General features: G+C 71.5%; 14 protein-coding genes. 6 read left to right on the top strand and 8 right to left on the bottom strand.

The features are described 5' to 3' along the window. Positions 1-11 precede the first annotated feature (11 nt). Entirely contained in the window at positions 12-1,136 is a 1,125-nt protein-coding gene (gene chvE / locus Cco03nite_RS31290; protein ID WP_203696761.1) for a multiple monosaccharide ABC transporter substrate-binding protein, read from the bottom strand. Positions 1,137-1,429: 293 nt separating this feature from the next. Between chvE and Cco03nite_RS31285 the strand changes: the two genes are divergently transcribed. Beyond that, positions 1,430-3,058: an MFS transporter gene (locus Cco03nite_RS31285; RefSeq protein WP_203696759.1), complete on the top strand. Its 1,629-nt coding sequence runs from the start codon at positions 1,430-1,432 to the stop codon at positions 3,056-3,058. Positions 3,059-3,166: 108 nt separating this feature from the next. Here Cco03nite_RS31285 and Cco03nite_RS31280 read toward each other — a convergent pair whose 3' ends face one another. Next, positions 3,167-4,072: a LysR family transcriptional regulator gene (locus Cco03nite_RS31280; RefSeq protein WP_203696757.1), complete on the bottom strand. Its 906-nt coding sequence runs from the start codon at positions 4,070-4,072 to the stop codon at positions 3,167-3,169. A gap of 85 nt (positions 4,073-4,157) precedes the next feature. On the opposite strand from Cco03nite_RS31280, the gene Cco03nite_RS31275 reads away from it, so the two are divergent. Beyond that, positions 4,158-5,480: an aspartate aminotransferase family protein gene (locus Cco03nite_RS31275; RefSeq protein WP_203696755.1), complete on the top strand. Its 1,323-nt coding sequence runs from the start codon at positions 4,158-4,160 to the stop codon at positions 5,478-5,480. Between the two features lie 101 nt (positions 5,481-5,581). Here the strand turns inward: Cco03nite_RS31275 and Cco03nite_RS31270 are convergent, their stop codons facing one another. The 3 genes from Cco03nite_RS31270 to Cco03nite_RS31260 form a co-directional block, all read right to left on the bottom strand. Beyond that, the gene (locus tag Cco03nite_RS31270) at positions 5,582-6,484 is read right to left on the bottom strand and encodes a YobF C-terminal domain-containing protein (protein ID WP_239167812.1); all 903 of its coding nucleotides are present in this window, start codon (positions 6,482-6,484) and stop codon (positions 5,582-5,584) included. Positions 6,485-6,516: 32 nt separating this feature from the next. Beyond that, on the bottom strand, positions 6,517-7,317 hold the full coding sequence (locus Cco03nite_RS31265) for a MerR family transcriptional regulator (protein WP_239167811.1): 801 nt from the start codon (positions 7,315-7,317) through the stop codon (positions 6,517-6,519). Between the two features lie 651 nt (positions 7,318-7,968). Next, entirely contained in the window at positions 7,969-8,373 is a 405-nt protein-coding gene (locus Cco03nite_RS31260; protein WP_203696753.1) for a hypothetical protein, read from the bottom strand. 161 nt (positions 8,374-8,534) lie between these two features. On the opposite strand from Cco03nite_RS31260, the gene Cco03nite_RS31255 reads away from it, so the two are divergent. From Cco03nite_RS31255 to Cco03nite_RS31240, 4 genes are all read left to right on the top strand, one after another. Then, positions 8,535-9,092 carry a GNAT family N-acetyltransferase gene (locus tag Cco03nite_RS31255; RefSeq protein WP_239167810.1) on the top strand — a complete coding sequence of 186 codons (558 nt, stop codon included), beginning with the start codon at positions 8,535-8,537 and terminating at the stop codon, positions 9,090-9,092. A 136-nt stretch (positions 9,093-9,228) separates the two neighbouring features. Continuing rightward, on the top strand, positions 9,229-9,687 hold the full coding sequence (locus Cco03nite_RS31250; protein WP_203696751.1) for an SAM-dependent methyltransferase: 459 nt from the start codon (positions 9,229-9,231) through the stop codon (positions 9,685-9,687). A 113-nt stretch (positions 9,688-9,800) separates the two neighbouring features. After that, positions 9,801-11,537 carry a ubiquinone-dependent pyruvate dehydrogenase gene (gene poxB / locus Cco03nite_RS31245; RefSeq protein WP_239167809.1) on the top strand — a complete coding sequence of 579 codons (1,737 nt, stop codon included), beginning with the start codon at positions 9,801-9,803 and terminating at the stop codon, positions 11,535-11,537. 145 nt (positions 11,538-11,682) lie between these two features. Further along, on the top strand, positions 11,683-12,276 hold the full coding sequence (locus Cco03nite_RS31240) for a hypothetical protein (RefSeq protein ID WP_203696749.1): 594 nt from the start codon (positions 11,683-11,685) through the stop codon (positions 12,274-12,276). A gap of 53 nt (positions 12,277-12,329) precedes the next feature. Here Cco03nite_RS31240 and Cco03nite_RS31235 read toward each other — a convergent pair whose 3' ends face one another. The 3 genes from Cco03nite_RS31235 to Cco03nite_RS31225 all read right to left on the bottom strand — a co-directional run bounded on the left by Cco03nite_RS31235 (position 12,330) and on the right by Cco03nite_RS31225 (position 15,095). Next, entirely contained in the window at positions 12,330-13,085 is a 756-nt protein-coding gene (locus tag Cco03nite_RS31235) for a DUF6928 family protein (protein WP_203696747.1), read from the bottom strand. A gap of 124 nt (positions 13,086-13,209) precedes the next feature. Beyond that, positions 13,210-14,271, bottom strand: a complete 1,062-nt coding sequence (locus Cco03nite_RS31230) for an ABC transporter ATP-binding protein (RefSeq protein ID WP_239167808.1) — start codon at positions 14,269-14,271, stop codon at positions 13,210-13,212. Next, positions 14,268-15,095: an ABC transporter permease gene (locus Cco03nite_RS31225; RefSeq protein WP_239167807.1), complete on the bottom strand. Its 828-nt coding sequence runs from the start codon at positions 15,093-15,095 to the stop codon at positions 14,268-14,270. Before Cco03nite_RS31225 ends, Cco03nite_RS31230 begins: the two co-directional genes overlap by 4 nt. Positions 15,096-15,175: the final 80 nt, after the last annotated feature.

Raw genomic sequence — 15,175 nt, 5'->3', positions numbered from 1 at the left:
GCGCGGCGGTGCTACTTGAGCTGGTCCGCGGTGTAGTAGCCGGTGTCGATCAGGGTCGCCTTGTAGTTGTCCTTGTAGACGACGATCGGCTCGAGCAGGTACGACGGGACGACCTTGATGCCGTTGTCGTAGTCCTTGGTGTTGTTGACCTCGGGCTTGCCGCCCTTGAGGACCGCGTCGGCCATCTTCACGGTGACCTTCGCCAGCTCCCGGGTGTCCTTGTAGATCGTCGCGTACTGCTCGCCCGCGATGATCGACTTGACCGAGGCGACCTCGGCGTCCTGGCCGGTCACCACCGGGTAGGGCTGGTTGGCGGTGCCGTAGCCGCTGCTCTTGAGCGCGGACAGGATGCCGATGGACAGGCCGTCGTACGGCGACAGCACGCCCTGCACCTTGTCGCCCTTGGCGTAGGTCTTGGTGAGCAGGTCCTCCATGCGCTTCTGCGCGGTCGCCGGGTCCCAGCGCAGGATCGCGACCGTCTTGAACTCGGTCTCCTTGCTCTTGACGACCAGCGTGCCCTTGTCGATGAAGGGCTTGAGGGTGTCCATCGCGCCGTTGAAGAAGAACGTCGCGTTGTTGTCGTCGGGCGAACCGGCGAACAGCTCGATGTTGAACGGGCCCTTCGCGGTGCCGTCCGAGCCGTCGGCCTTCTTCAGGCCCAGGCCCACCAGCAGCGAGGTCGCCTGCTGCACGCCGACCTTGTAGTTGTCGAACGTGGCGTAGTAGTCGACGTTGGGCGAGTTGCGGATCAGGCGGTCGTACGCGATGACCGGGATCTTCTTGTCCGCGGCCTGCTGCAGCTGCGTCGTGATCGCCGTGCCGTCGATAGAGGCGACGATCAGCAGCTTCGCGCCCCGGGTGATCTGGTTCTCGATCTGGTTGACCTGGGTCGGGATGTCGTTCTCGGCGTACTGCAGGTCGACCTTGTAGCCGAGCGCCTCCAGCTGGGTCTTCAGGTTCTCCCCGTCGTGGATCCAGCGCTCGGAGGACTTGGTCGGCATCGTCACGCCCACCAGCGCGCCCTCCGTGCCGCCGGCTTGCTCCTGGTCGGCGGTCTTGGTGCTCGAACCGCAGGCGGCGAGGCTCGTGGCCACGACCAGTCCCAACGCGGCGGCGGCCAATCTTGCGATCTTCATGTCGCTCCTTCTCCCGACGGGAACGGCCCACCGGCCGCCAGGACAGGCGGCAGGCTGTGAGCGCTCACAAACTTTTTCGGTAACCGGCGACTTTCGCAGATTACGGGCTTGTGAACGCTCACATAATTCGACGGCGAGGGGGGCAAGGTCAATGGACACCAGATCACGGTTGCATTACGGCCGAGGCCTTCGGAGGCGCACCTGGAGCGGCGCGCACCCTCCGACGCAGACAAGGGTCATATAGGATGAAAACTTGTCAAATCAGCCTGGGACCGATCGCGGAGGAGCGGGCCATGGCCCCGACATCAGGCGATCGCCAGGTCGCGACCGGAACAGTGCTGTTCACCCTGGCCTGCGGCCAGTTCCTGATGACGCTGGACAGCTCGGTCATGAACGTGTCGATCGCGACGGTCGCCGAGGACGTGGGCACCACCGTGACCGGCATCCAGACGGCGATCACGATGTACACCCTCGTCATGGCCGCGTTGATGATCACGGGTGGGAAGATCGGCCAGATCATCAGCTTCAAGCGCTCGTTCGCGATCGGCTGCGTCATCTACGGCGTGGGCTCGCTGACCACCGCGCTGGCACCGGACCTCACCGTGCTGCTCATCGGCTGGTCGTTGCTCGAAGGCATCGGGGCCGCGCTCATCCTGCCCGCCATCGTGGCGCTGGTCGCGACGAACTTCGGCCGCAGCGAACGCCCCCGGGCATACGGCCTGGTCGCCGCGTTCGGCGCGATCGCGGTCGCGGTCGGTCCGCTGATCGGCGGACTGCTGACCACGTACGCCTCCTGGCGCTGGGTGTTCGCCGGCGAGGTGGTCGTGGTCCTGGGCATCCTGCTGCTGACCCGGCGGATGCGCGGCCTGCCGCCCGACCGCGCCACCCGCCTCGACCTCGGCGGCACCGCCCTGTCGGGCCTCGGCCTGGTGCTGGTCGTCTTCGGCGTGCTACGCGGCGGCACCTGGGGCTTCCTCAACCCCAAACCCGGCGGACCGGCCTGGCTCGGCCTGTCGCCCGTGTTCTGGCTGGTCATCGCCGGTGGCCTGGTGCTGCGCTGGTTCCTGTCCCGGGAACGGGCCCGCCGGCGCCGCGGACAACCGGTGCTGCTCGACCCGGGTCTCCTGGACAACCGGCTGCTGCGCGGCGGCCTCAACTCGTTCCTGTTCCAGTACCTGCTGCAGGCGGGCCTGTTCTTCACCGTGCCGCTCTACCTGTCCGTCGCGCTCGGTCTGTCCGCGATCGACACCGGCCTGCGCATCCTCCCGCTGTCCCTGACGCTGCTGCTGGCCGCCGTCGGCGTGCCCAGGTTCTTCCCCGACGCGTCCCCCCGCCGCGTGGTGCAGCTCGGCTTCGCGGCCCTGTTCGCGGGGATCGTCGCGCTCGCCGCCGCACTGAACGCCGAAGCCGGACCGGAGATCGTCACGCTGCCGCTGCTGCTGGCCGGGCTCGGCATCGGCGCGCTGGCCTCCCAGCTGGGCAGCGTCACCGTGTCGGCGGTCCCCGACGAGCGCAGCGCCGAGGTGGGCGGCCTGCAGAACACCGTGACCAACCTGGGCGCGTCCATCGGCACCGCGCTGGCCGGCGCGGTGCTCATCGCGGGTCTCACCACCTCTTTCCTCACCGGGATACAGGCCAACCCGGCCATCCCGGCGGACCTGTCCGCGCAGGCGCAGGTGCAGCTGGCGGCGGGCGTCCCCTTCCTGTCGAACGAACAGCTGGCCGCGGCCCTGTCCGACGCCGGCGTGGACCAGGCCACCGCGACCGCCGCCATCGAGCAGAACGAGCAGTCCCGGCTCGACGGCCTGCGCGCGGCGCTCGGCCTGCTCGCACTGATCGCGCTCGCGGCGCTGTTCCTCACCCGCGGCATCCCCGTCCACCAGCCGGGCACACCGGAACCGGCTCCCCCACCCCGGACGTGAGCCCGGTCGCCGACCGCGCCAAGGTCACCCGACTTGCCAGGCACCTGTGGAAATGGAGCTTCAAGATACGCACGAATGCCAGGCAAGTTGGACGATCACGGGTTGGCCTCAGGCGCGGGTGCGCGCCGCCGCGAGGTCGCGCAGTTCGTTCAGGACGATCCGGCCGGCGGCGGTCAGCGCCGACGGGCTGCGCACGGCCGCGTACACCTGGCGGGTCAGCGGTTCGCGCAGCGGGCGGGCCGCCACCCGGTATCTGCCGTCCACCGCCAGTTCGGGCAGCAGCGACACGGACAGACCCGCCTCGACATGCGCGAGGAGCAGATCGTAGCTGCTGAACCGGCCGGCCACGATCGGCTCGAAGCCCGCCTGGCGGCAGCTGCTCGACACCAGCCGGGACAGGTACGTTCCCGGCAGGTCGACCGACCACGCCGCCGTGGCGAAGTCGGTCAGGTCCACCGGTGCGTCCGGCCCCGCCTGACCCCGCGAAGTCACCAGCACGATGGCGTCGGCGAGCAGTGGGATGGTGTGAACTTCCGGGTCCGGGGGCGTGGACCCGTCGACGAAATCGGCGGCCACGATGATGTCGCAGTCGCCGCGCCGCAGGGCCGGCCGACTGGCCTGCGGATCGAGCTCGCTGACCTCCAGCTCGATGCGCGGGTGGACCTGCCGCAACCGGGCAGCCAGCGGGATTACCAGCTTGCGCACGGCGCTGGAGAACGCGGCCAGGCGCACCGGTCCCGCCGGCTGCCCGGAGAGGTCGCGCAACTCGGCCTCGGCCGCCCGCACCTGGTCGAGGATGACGCGGGCGTGCCTGGCCAGGGTGCGCCCGGCGGCCGTGAGCCGGACGCGGCGGCCGACCCGCTGCAGCAGGTCGGTGTGTGTCTCCGCCTCCAGCACCGCCAGCTGCGCCGACACCGCCGACGGGCTGAGGTGCAGCGCGGCTGCGACGGCCCGCACCGTGCCGAGGCTGTCCAGCAGGCTGAGCATTTCGAGGCGGGTGGTGTTCAGTCGCATCGCGGCTCCCTGTGCACGGAATACGCACAGGCTAGCCGGACATCAGAGCTTTTCGTGCACAGCGGCGGTCCCTATCGTGAGGGGCATGACGCTGACGAGCGAGCAGTCCACCGCCGCGCAGTTCTGGTCCGACGCGGATCGTCACCTGGTGCGCTACGGCGGCCCGTTCACGCCGGAGATCATCGAGCGGGCGGCGGGCAGCTACGTGTACACCGCCGACGGCCGCCGGATCCTCGACTTCACCTCGGGGCAGATGAGCGCCATCCTCGGCCACTGCCATCCGGCGATCGTGGCGACGGTGCAGCAGCAGATCGCGACCCTCGACCACCTGTTCAGCGGCATGCTGTCGCGCCCGGTCGTAGAGCTGGCCCGCCGGCTCGCCGAGACCCTGCCCGCTCCGCTGGACAAGGTGCTGCTGCTGACGACCGGCGCCGAGTCGAACGAGGCCGCCATCCGCATGGCCAAGCTCGTCACCGGCAAGCACGAGATCGTGGCGTTCGCCCGCTCCTGGCACGGCATGACCGGCGCCGCGGCCGCCGCGACGTACAGCGCAGGCCACCAGGGCTACGGGCCGACCGCCCCCGGCAACTTCGCGCTGCCGACGCCCAACCCGTACCGTCCCGACTTCACCACCGCCGACGGCGAGCTCGACTGGCGGCGGCAGCTCGACCACGGCTTCGCCATGATCGACGCCCAGTCGACCGGCAGCCTCGCGGCCTGCATCGTCGAGCCGATCCTCAGCTCCGGCGGCGTCATCGAACCGCCACCGGGCTACTTCGCGGCGCTGGCCGCCAAGTGCAGGGAGCGCGGCATGCTGCTGATCGTCGACGAGGCGCAGACCGGCCTGTGCCGCACCGGCGACTGGTACGCCTTCCAGCGCGACGGCATCGTGCCCGACATCCTCACGCTGTCCAAGACGCTGGGCGCGGGGCTGCCCCTGGCCGCCGTGATCACCAGCGAGGAGATCGAGCAGCGGGCCCACGAGCGCGGCTACCTGTTCTACACCACGCACGTGTCGGACCCGCTGGTCGCGGCGGTCGGCAACAGCGTGCTCGACGTGCTGCAGCAGGAGCAGCTAGACGTGCGGGCGCGGGAGCTGGGCGCGTTCCTGCGTGCTGGGCTGCTGCAGCTCCAGCAGCGGCACCAGGTGGTGGGCGACGTGCGCGGCCGAGGGCTGATGCAGGGCCTCGAACTGGTCGTCGACCGGGCCACCAAGCAGGGCGCGGACGCGCTCGGCGCGCAGGTCACCCGCCGCTGCCTGGACCTCGGCCTGCACCTGAACGTGGTGCAGTTACGGGGCATGGGCGGCACGTTCCGCATCGCACCGCCGCTGACCGCGACCCAGGACGAACTCGCTCTCGGCCTGGAGATCCTCGATCAGGCACTCACCGACACCACCACGGACTGACTGGGCAACGCTCCGAGTGCCTACATCTTTTTCGATGTGGGCACATCAAAATAGATGTAGGCACTCACCGCGTGACCCACCAGCGCGGGGTTCGACCCGCGCTAAGCGAGCGCCGCGCGCAGCCGGTCGTACGTCGGAGCGAGCCTGCGCAGCGCGGCGGCTGCCGCCGGGAAATCCTTGGTGACCATCGGGTACTGCAGCGAGCCGACCAGCCTGGCCTGCTCCGCGGCGATCCGGGACGCCTCGTCGTAGCCGGCCAGCAGCAGGCAGTCGGCGGTGTCGCTGAGCCGGCGCGCGCCGACCCGGATCGCGAAGTACATCAGGTGCTCGCGTAGCCCGTCCCCGGCCCCGGCCTCGACCAGCCCGGCGACCCGTTCGGCGGCCGCGCCGTTGCCGAGGCTGCCGGGCGGCATCTCGGCCTCGGTGCGCATCGACAGCCAGTCGAGCGCGGCCGGAATGATCGAGCGGATCGCGTCGGCGTCGCTGACCTCGGCGACCTTCGCGAAGCCGGTGCGCATCGTGTACGCGTCGCCGTAGCTGACCGTCTCGGCCCGCCACGCCGTCATGAAGTCGCCGACCGGCACCTCGGCGTACGGATACCCGTGCGGGTCGTGCACGAGCACCCGCTCGTCGTCCACGTCGAGCGCGACCACGAAGTGATCGGCCCCGATCGGGCCCGTCATCTCCGGCTGGTGGCGCAGGTGCCCCATCTCGACCGGCCCGACCCACACCGGTCCCTGCCGCACGGCGGCCGCGAGGCGGGCCAGGGCCGAATCGGCGTCGCCGCCCTTGCTGACGGTCGACGTCCAGCCGATCGCGGCAAGCGCCCGGTCGAACCCCTGCTCGGGGTCCCACCCGTACGCGTCGAAGAACACCAGCGTGCCGCCGATGAGCTGCATGCCGAACGGCCCGCCGGTGGCGACCTCGATGACCGCGGTCGACGGCGCCTGCGCGCCGAGCAGCATCGCGAACGAGTTCGAGTAGCAGTAGGGGCCGCTGCCCACGTAGGGAAGGTGACGCACGGGAAGCCTCTCGCTCAGTGAACGGCGACCGGGTACGCGACGTCGAAGCGCGTGCCGGTGCCCGGACAGATCTCGTAGGGGTGGCCGGTGCAGACGACGCCGGGGCGGGCGTCGGTCCAGGCCTCGATCGCGTCGTAGACGCGCAGGATCAGCGGCAGGTCCTCGTAGCCGGGCGGCACGGGCAGGTACACCGCCGTGTGCGCCGGCACGAGACGGACGTGCAGGTCGTCGACCGGTTCGACGCACCCGTCGCAGGCGACCGCGACCTCCACGTACCCGTCGCTGTCCGGGGTGATCAGGTCTTCGAAGAACACGAACCGGGGACCGTCCGCGGCCAGCCCGCAGGCCCGGAGCTGGGCGCGGACGTCCCGCTCGGCCGACTGGGTGAAGCCGGGCAGCGCGGTGGAGTCGATCCGGCGACGGCGGCCGAGCACCTTCGTCACCGGCACGTCCCGCTGCGCCACGGCCGCGGCGAGCCCCGAGCCGTCGGATGAGCCCTGCACGGCCTCCACCACGGCGGCCCGGTCGTCGAGCAGGCAGCGCTGGGCGTGCAGCCAGCCGCGCAGTTCCAGCGCCCGGTCTTGCGGGCTCAGGTCGGCCAGCACGGCGATCCGGGCCAGCGGCAGCCCGAGCCGCCGGAGCCGGGCGATCAGGCGGGCGCGGGGCAGCTGGTCAGGGCGGTAGTAGCGGTAGCCGGTGGCCGGGTCCACCCGCGCGGGCGGGAGCAGGCCCTGCTCGGCGTACAGGCGCAGCGCCTTCGGCGACAGCCGCGCCGCCGCCCCGAACTCCCCCGCCAGCAGATGATCCTGTGCCACCCGGCCAGTCTGCGGCGTGCCCTTGGGGCGAGGTCAACCCGTGGCCACCGCCAGCGCCTCCGCCCGGCTCAGCGCCTGGCCGTCGGCGACCGCGTCCGTGTACGTCGCCGAGCCGATCAACTCCAGCGTCGCCCGTGCCACCCGCATCATGTCCGAGCCCGGAGCCAGCCGCCCGCCGTGCACGGCGCGGGCCGCACCGAGCAGCCGTGCCGCCCGTACGCCGTCCCCGGCCTGCAGGGCGGCACCGGCGAGGCCGGCGACCGCGTCCGCGGCGAGCAGGTAGTTGCCCCGCCCGACCGCTTCGCCGAGGGCGGCGCGGTGGTGCCGGGCGGCTTCCTCGGCGCGGCCGGTGAACGCGGCGACCCAGCCCAGTCCGCGCAGGGCCTTCAGGCGGGCCAGGCCCGCGTCCTCGCCGCCGCCGACCGTGACCAGCGCCTCTCCGTGGCGCGCCGCAGGGCCCCGGTGCCGTGCAGCACACGCCGCAGCCGGGACACCTACCCGTGCAGGGCGTTGGCCGCGTCGGCCCCCGGGCTGTCCGCGTACAGCGCCTCGATCGCGACCGACGCGAAACGTCCGCCGGCAGGCAGCCTCGGCCCCTGTCAGCGGACGTTCCTTCCGTCGGCGCGGCCGGCAGGACCCGCGCGGCGGAGCCTACTCGCCCTTCGGGTCCAGGCAGTCGATCTGCACCGTCACGGTGCCGGTCTGACCGTTCCCGGTGACCGTGATGACAGCCTGGCCGGACCAGTGCGGGTCGACGTCGGCCCACGCGTTGTGGAAGTAGCCCTGGCCGTTGCCGCTCGCGTCGGTGGTGAAGGTGTCGTCGTGGTGGAAACCACGGGCGGTGCTCGCGCTGTACACCGTGTTGGGCTGTCCGCCGGTCAGCACGACCAGCACCTCCCCACCGTGGTCGTTGCAGCCCTCCAGGCTGCTGGTCAGCTGGCCGACCGGCGTCTGCGCGGTGCCCGCGAGCGCGACCTCGTGCACGAGCAGCGTCGTGGCGAGCGCGACACCGGCGACACCGAGCGCCCGGAATGCTTTGGTCCGAAGGGTGGACACGTTTACCCCGTTTCGTAATGGTCCCGGCGGCATCTCCGCCGGGAACCTCCGACCACAGTAGACAGACATTCCCACCCGCGCGGTTGTCGAGCGCCAGGAAAACCCGTTGCGAGCGGCGGGCATCAGATGTCTGGTTGATCGACCCCGATCGCGGAAGGAACATGACCCGCATGTCGCTGCCCACCCCCACCCTGCACACCGCCCGCCTGCGCCTGCGTCCCTTCGACGACGCGGACGCGGACGACCTCTTCGCGCTGCACAGCAACGCCCACGTGCTGCGCTACTGGGACTCGCCGCCGTGGACCGAACCCGCGCGCGCCGCGCGCTTCCTCGCGGTCTGCCGGCAGCTGGCCGAGGAGGGCACCGGAGCACGGCTGGCCGTGGAGCGCGGCGCGGACGGCGCCTTCCTCGGCTGGTGCACCCTGAACCGGTGGAATCCGGACTACCGCAGCGCGTCGCTGGGCTACTGCTTCGGCGAGGCGGCATGGGGCCACGGGTACGCGACGGAGGCCGGGCGCGCCCTGCTGGGCTGGGCGTACGAAACGCTGGACCTCAACCGCGTCCAGGCGGAGGCGGACACCCGCAACGTGGCATCCGCCCGGGTGCTGGAGAAGCTCGGCTTCGTACGCGAGGGCACGTTGCGCGAAGACTGCATCGTCAACGGCGACGTCTCCGACTCGTGGGTCTACGGCCTGCTCCGGCGCGACTGGCAACCGTAGTCCGGACCGGTTGCGGCCCGCCGGCTGCCTGGGAATGATCGGATTATCGGGAATCTCCCACGATCATCGCGGTGTTCTGCATTTCGGGCGCGCACCGGCACCCCGGCGACGAGTATCACCACTTCGGGAGCAGACGATGATCGACATGACCCCGGTGGGCACGGTCCACAACGCACGGACCGACCCGCAGAACTCCGACCACTGGGGTGGCGAGGAGAGCACGATCGTGGTCGACGCGCGATTCGGCGACGCCGGCCTGACCGGCCTGGCCGACTTCTCGCACGTCGAGGTCCTCTTCTTCTTCGACCGCCTGGCCGAACGCGAGGACTACGGCAGTCCGCTGCGCCCGCGCGGCCGCGCCGACCTGCCCGAGGTCGGCGTGTTCGCCGACCGCGGGCCGCGGCGGCCCAACCGCATCGGCTGCACCGTGGCCGAGATCGTCGCGGTCGACGGCCGCGAGCTGCGGGTCCGCGGGCTCGACGCGATCGACGGCACCCCGGTCCTGGACCTCAAACCCGTCATGCGCCAGTTCGTCCCGCGCGACGTCCGGCAGCCCGAGTGGGTGGACCAGCTGATGTCGGAGTACTTCGCCTGAACCTCGCTCTTTCCGCAGCACACCGCGCCCATCGCGGGCGATAATGGTGCGAGCCCCCGTCGGCCTGCGCAACCGGGACCGATACCACGTCCATGCCGGCGATGGGGGCGACGATGGCACGCACGGTGGCCGACCTGATGGTCGCGACGTTGCAGGCGTCCGGGGTGCGCCGCATGTACGGGGTGCCCGGCGACTCGCTCAACGGGCTCACCGACGCGCTGCGCCGCGACGGCGGGATCACCTGGCAGCACGTACGCCACGAGGAGGCCGCCGCGTTCGCCGCCGCGGGCGAGGCCGCCGTGACCGGCGAGCTGGCGGTCTGCGCGGGCAGCTGCGGACCGGGCAACCTGCACCTGATCAACGGCCTGTTCGACGCGAACCGCAGCCGCGTCCCCGTGCTGGCGATCGCCGCGCAGATCCCGCGCGACGAGATCGGCTCCGGCTACTTCCAGGAGACGCACCCGCAGGAGCTGTTCCGCGAGTGCTCCGTCTACCGCGAGCTGGTCAGCGTCCCCGGCCAGCTGCCGCAGGTGCTGGCGACCGCGCTGCGCACCGCGCTGGCCCGCGGCGGGGTCGCCGTCGTCGTGGTGCCCGGCGAGGTGTTCCTCGCCGACGCGCCGGACGACGCCGAGCCGCTGGCGATCCGCCCCGTGACGCCGCTGGTGCGACCCGACGACGCTTCGCTCGACGCGGCGGCGGCGGTGCTGAACACCGCCGAGCGGGTCACCGTCCTCGCCGGGGCGGGCTGCGCCGGAGCGCACGACCGGCTGCTCGCGGTCGCCGGGGCGCTGCAGGCTCCGGTCGTGCACGCGTTCCGCGGCAAGGAGTTCGTCGAGTACGACAACCCGTACGACGTGGGCATGACGGGGCTGATCGGCTTCAGCTCCGGTTACCGGGCGATGGAGCACTGCGACGCGCTGCTCATGCTCGGCACGGACTTCCCCTACCGCCAGTTCTATCCCGAGGGCGTGCCGGTGGTGCAGGTGGACGTGCGCGGGGAGCAGATCGGCCGCCGGGTGCCCGTCGACGTGCCGCTCGTCGGCACGGTCCGCGACACGGTCGACGCCCTGCTGCCGAGGCTCACGGCCAAGGCGGACTCGGCGCACCTGGACCGGATGACCGCCCACTACCGGCGGGCCCGCGCCAAGCTCGACCGGCTCGCCGAGTCCGCCGCCGACGACTCGCCGCTGCACCCGCAGCACGTCACCGCGGTCATCGACCGGCTCGCCGCCGACGACGCGATCTTCACCGCCGACGTCGGCACGCCCTGCATCTGGGCCGCCCGCTACCTGCACATGAACGGCCGCCGCCGGCTCATCGGCTCGTTCAACCACGGGTCCATGGCCAACGCGCTGCCGCAGGCCATCGGCGCGCAGGCCGAACACCCCGCCCGCCAGGTCGTCTCGCTGTCCGGCGACGGCGGGCTGGCGATGCTGCTCGGCGAGCTGATCACGCTGCGCCAGCTACGGCTGCCGGTGAAGGTGGTGGTGTACAACAACGGTGCGCTGTCGTTCGTGGAACTGGAGATGAAGGCCGCGGGCTTCGTCACCTTCGCCACCGAGCTGGACAACCCCGACTTCGCCGCGATGGCCGAGGCCGCCGGTCTGTTCGGGGCCCGCGTCGACAAGGCGGGCGACCTGGAGGACGCCGTGCGGGCCGCGTTCGCGCATCCCGGCCCGGCGCTGCTCGACGTGCGCACCGCGCGGCAGGAGCTGTCCCTGCCGCCCAAGCTCACCTTCGGCCAGATCAAGGGCTTCACGCTGTACGCCACCAGGACCATCCTGTCCGGGCGCGGCTCCGAGATCGTCGAGCTGGCCAAGACGAACCTGCGCGACCTCGACACCGAATGACCGGCCGCTGACCTGCACGACAACCCGGACACAACCCCGTCACAACCCCGGTCGCGTTCGCTGCCCCCAGCGGCCGGGACCACCGGCCCGTTCCCCGCACAGCAGCCGCGAGGTCCACCCGGCCCGCGGCGGAACGGAGTCCCCCATGCAGACCATCTCCCTCCTGCGCAGGCTCGGCGCGCTCGGCGCGCTGACCGGCGTCGCGCTCGCCGCGGGTCTCGCCGTCGGCACTCCGGCGCAGGCCGCCACCACGCTGAAGGTCGCGACCGTCATCTGCAACGAGGAGACCGACGAGATCGGCGACGACAGCCCGTACTTCCTGGTCTTCGCCGCCAGCACGACCAACCCGGGCGCCACGGCCTTCGGCAAGTGGGGCCCCGGCGGCTGGGACGCCGAGATCGCCACCGGCGACTCCTACAGCCCGAACGCCTCGATCGTCAGCGGTGTGAGCAGCAGCAGCTGGCGGCTCATCTCGCTGATGGTGGAGGAGGACTACGACAACGACCTCAACGCCGCTGAGCTCCAGGACATCGGCACCAACATGTACAACCAGTACCAGCTGTCGTTCTGGAAGCCAACGACCACGCTGATCTCGGAGATGCGGGCCGCACTGCGCAACACGACCGCGACCTACCTGTCCAACGACGACATGGTCGCCACGGCCAGCAGCAGCATCGGCGGCTGGGCGTACTACGTCGGCGACGGCGGCTCCTACCAGGTCAAGTACACCCTGCCCTGATCTGTGCACCGTGCCGGTGGCAGCCCGATGGCGGCCACCGGCACGTCGGGTGCTCAGAGCTCGTCGAGGCCGACCTCGTGCATCCGGCCGTCCGATCCCATCCGGAACAGTCTCGGCGGCCCCATCGACGCGCTGATCTGTGCGTACATGGCCTCCCGGGCGGCCTGCTCGGCCCCGGTGGGATCGGTGACCTGGAAACCGAACATGGGCACGGACTCCACGTCGAGGTCGTCCGGTTCCGGGTACCCTTCGAGGACGAAGCCGAACAGCTCCCGCAGCGCCTCTTCGCCCAGTTCAAGCGGGTGGAACGGCAGCGGGTAGGGCTCGTCGTCCTCGCCCGGCCAGGGTTCGACCGGGTGCTCGCCGGCCCAGTACGGCAGCTCGAACGCGTACGGCTCGCCGATGTTCTCCATGATGCCGCTGTCCGGCGACAGGCTCAGCGACCGGACCAGCCGGCCGTCCTCCCAGACCGCGAAGCAGAGCCAGTCGACGACCGAGTGCATGCCGTGCATGACGATCCGCCGGCCCGCACCCAGGGCGAGCACATGCTCGGGCAGTTCCGACGGCCGGTCGAGGACGAGCCGGCGGTCGCAGAAGATCTCCGCACCGGCCAGTACGGTCACGTTGGTGACGTCGTCGGCGGGGTAGGTGGCGTCGAGAGTGGTCTCGTCGTCGAATTCGACCTGATGGCCGGGGTGGATCCGGCGCACCGCCCGTTCCGCCTCCGCCTGCCCGGCAGGTGCCGCGCCCCGTAGGGCCGCACGGACGTCCCCGTCCGCGAACGCCAGCAACGCGGTCTTCGCGCCCATCACCACTCCCAGTAATCCACCGGACCGAGGCCACGCAGACTACGGTGCGGGTCCGACGACAAGCGGTGGCACCGGGAGGCACGGCAACGGCCGCTCCAGAGCGTTGCCGTGCCCGCTCGCGACGTCAGCGTGACGCGGCCACCCGCACCGGGTGCTCGGCCAGCTCCACCCGGACGGCGGCACCGGGACCTAGGCCCGCGGCCTGGCGGGTCGCCAGGTCGGCCTTGACCCCGACCCCGTCCGGAAGTTCCACGTACAGCCGCGTGGTCGGCCCCAGGAACGACACGGTCACCACCCGGGCCGCCCCGTCGGCGTCCGCGCTGACGCGAACGTCCTCGGGCCGGATCAGCACGTCGACCGTGTTCTCGGCGGGGACGTCACCCAGCACCGGAAGTCGCTGTCCGGCCACCTCGACGCGGCCCTCGCCGGTGAGCCGTCCCGGCACGCGGTTCATCGTGCCGACGAACTCGGCCACGAACGCGGTCGCCGGGTGGTGGTAGAGCTCGACCGGTGTCGCGCACTGCTCCAGCCGCCCGTCGCGCAGCACCGCGACCCGGTCGGCCATGGACAGCGCCTCCTCCTGGTCGTGGGTCACGAAGATCGTGGTGATGCCGAGGTTCTTCTGCAGCCGGGAGATCTCCTCCCGCAGGGTGAGCCGCACCTGCGCGTCCAGCGCCGACAGCGGCTCGTCGAGCAGCAGCACCCGGGGCTGCAGCGCCAGCGCCCGCGCGAGCGCCACCCGCTGCTGCTGCCCGCCGGAGAGCTGGTGCGGATACCGGTCGCCCTGGGTGGGCAGGCCGACCATCGCGAGCAGCTCGTCGGCGCGGGCGCGGCGGGTGGCCGCGTCGACCTTGCGGATGCGCGGCCCGAACGCGACGTTGTCGCGGGCGGTGAGGTTCGGGAACAGGCTGTACGACTGGAACACCATGCCCGCGTCGCGCTTGTTGGCGGGCACCCCGACGATGTCGGCCCCGTCGACGAGCACCTGCCCGGAGTCGGGGTGGTCGAACCCGGCGACCATGCGCAGGGCGGTGGTCTTGCCGCAGCCGGACGGGCCGAGCAGGGCGAGCAGCTCGCCCGGTGCGATGGTGAGGTCGAGGCCGTCCAGCGCGACGGTGCTGCCGAAGGTGCGGCGCAGGGCGCGGAACTCGACGCCGGCACCCGGCTTCGTCGCCGACATGGTCATCGTTTTTCCTCGTTCTTGGTGGTCCGGGTGCCCGCGCTCGACAGGGCGAGCAGCAGCAACCAGGTGATCAGGAGGCTGAGCAGCGACACCGCGACCGACAGCCGCGCCTCGCTGCCGCTGACCTTGACGATCCACACCGGGAACGTCTCGAAGGTCAGGATCCGGGCGATGGTGTACTCGCCCAGCACCAGCGCCAGGGTCAGGAACGCGGCCCCGGCCAGCGAGCTGCGCAGGTTGGGCAGCAGTACCCGGACGAGCACCTGCCACCAGCTCGCCCCGCAGCTGCGGGCGGCCTCGGTCAGCGTCGGCACGTCGACGGCGCGCAGGCCCGAGTCGAGGGAGCGGAACACGAACGGCAGTGCCAGCACCGTGTACGACAGCACGAGCGCGAGCGGGAAACGTTCGTCCTGCACGGCGAGGAACGTCTGGTACAGCGGCGTGTGGGAGAGCCGTTCGGGGCCGAGCCGCAGGATGGAGCCGATCCCGGCGACGAACGCGATGGGCGGCACGACCAGCGGCAGGGTGCACAGCACCTCGATGACCGAGCCGAGCCGGCCGGGTCGCAGCCGCACCGCGACCAGCGCGGGCACCACGAGCGCCAGCACCAGCACGATCGTCGCGGCGGCCAGCAGCAGCGACAGCCCGAGCCCGTCGAGGAAGCCGGGCGCGCCGAGGATCCGCGTGTACGCCTGCCCGGTCAGGCCCTGCCCCGGCACGTCGACGGTGAACACGAACGACGCGACCAGCGGTACGGCGAAGTAGAGCCCGGCCAGGGCCAGCACGAAGCCGTGCCAGGCGCGGGCGCGGCGGGTCAGCGCAGCCAACGGGCGCTCCGTCGTTGCAGGGGCAGGTAGATCGCCATGACCAGCGCGGCCACCACGACCATGTCCAGGGCCAGCGCGGA

Origin of the sequence: Catellatospora coxensis, assembly GCF_016862635.1 — a bacterium.
Lineage (GTDB): Bacteria > Actinomycetota > Actinomycetes > Mycobacteriales > Micromonosporaceae > Catellatospora > Catellatospora coxensis.
The sequence above is the reverse complement of the archived record's forward strand: the minus strand, read 5'-3'. Positions and strand labels throughout refer to the sequence as shown.

Bases quoted from the DNA above. Each gene is read 5' to 3' on its own strand.
- Cco03nite_RS31250 (WP_203696751.1), top strand. From the start codon at position 9,229: ATGATCGACATGACCCCGGTGGGCACGGTCCACAACGCACGGACCGAC.
- Cco03nite_RS31285 (WP_203696759.1), top strand. From the start codon at position 1,430: ATGGCCCCGACATCAGGCGATCGCCAGGTCGCGACCGGAACAGTGCTG.
- Cco03nite_RS31255 (WP_239167810.1), top strand. From the start codon at position 8,535: ATGACCCGCATGTCGCTGCCCACCCCCACCCTGCACACCGCCCGCCTG.
- poxB (WP_239167809.1), top strand. From the start codon at position 9,801: ATGGCACGCACGGTGGCCGACCTGATGGTCGCGACGTTGCAGGCGTCC.
- Cco03nite_RS31230 (WP_239167808.1), bottom strand. From the start codon at position 14,271: ATGACCATGTCGGCGACGAAGCCGGGTGCCGGCGTCGAGTTCCGCGCC.
- chvE (WP_203696761.1), bottom strand. From the start codon at position 1,136: ATGAAGATCGCAAGATTGGCCGCCGCCGCGTTGGGACTGGTCGTGGCC.
- Cco03nite_RS31275 (WP_203696755.1), top strand. From the start codon at position 4,158: ATGACGCTGACGAGCGAGCAGTCCACCGCCGCGCAGTTCTGGTCCGAC.
- Cco03nite_RS31280 (WP_203696757.1), bottom strand. From the start codon at position 4,072: ATGCGACTGAACACCACCCGCCTCGAAATGCTCAGCCTGCTGGACAGC.
- Cco03nite_RS31235 (WP_203696747.1), bottom strand. From the start codon at position 13,085: ATGGGCGCGAAGACCGCGTTGCTGGCGTTCGCGGACGGGGACGTCCGT.
- Cco03nite_RS31240 (WP_203696749.1), top strand. From the start codon at position 11,683: ATGCAGACCATCTCCCTCCTGCGCAGGCTCGGCGCGCTCGGCGCGCTG.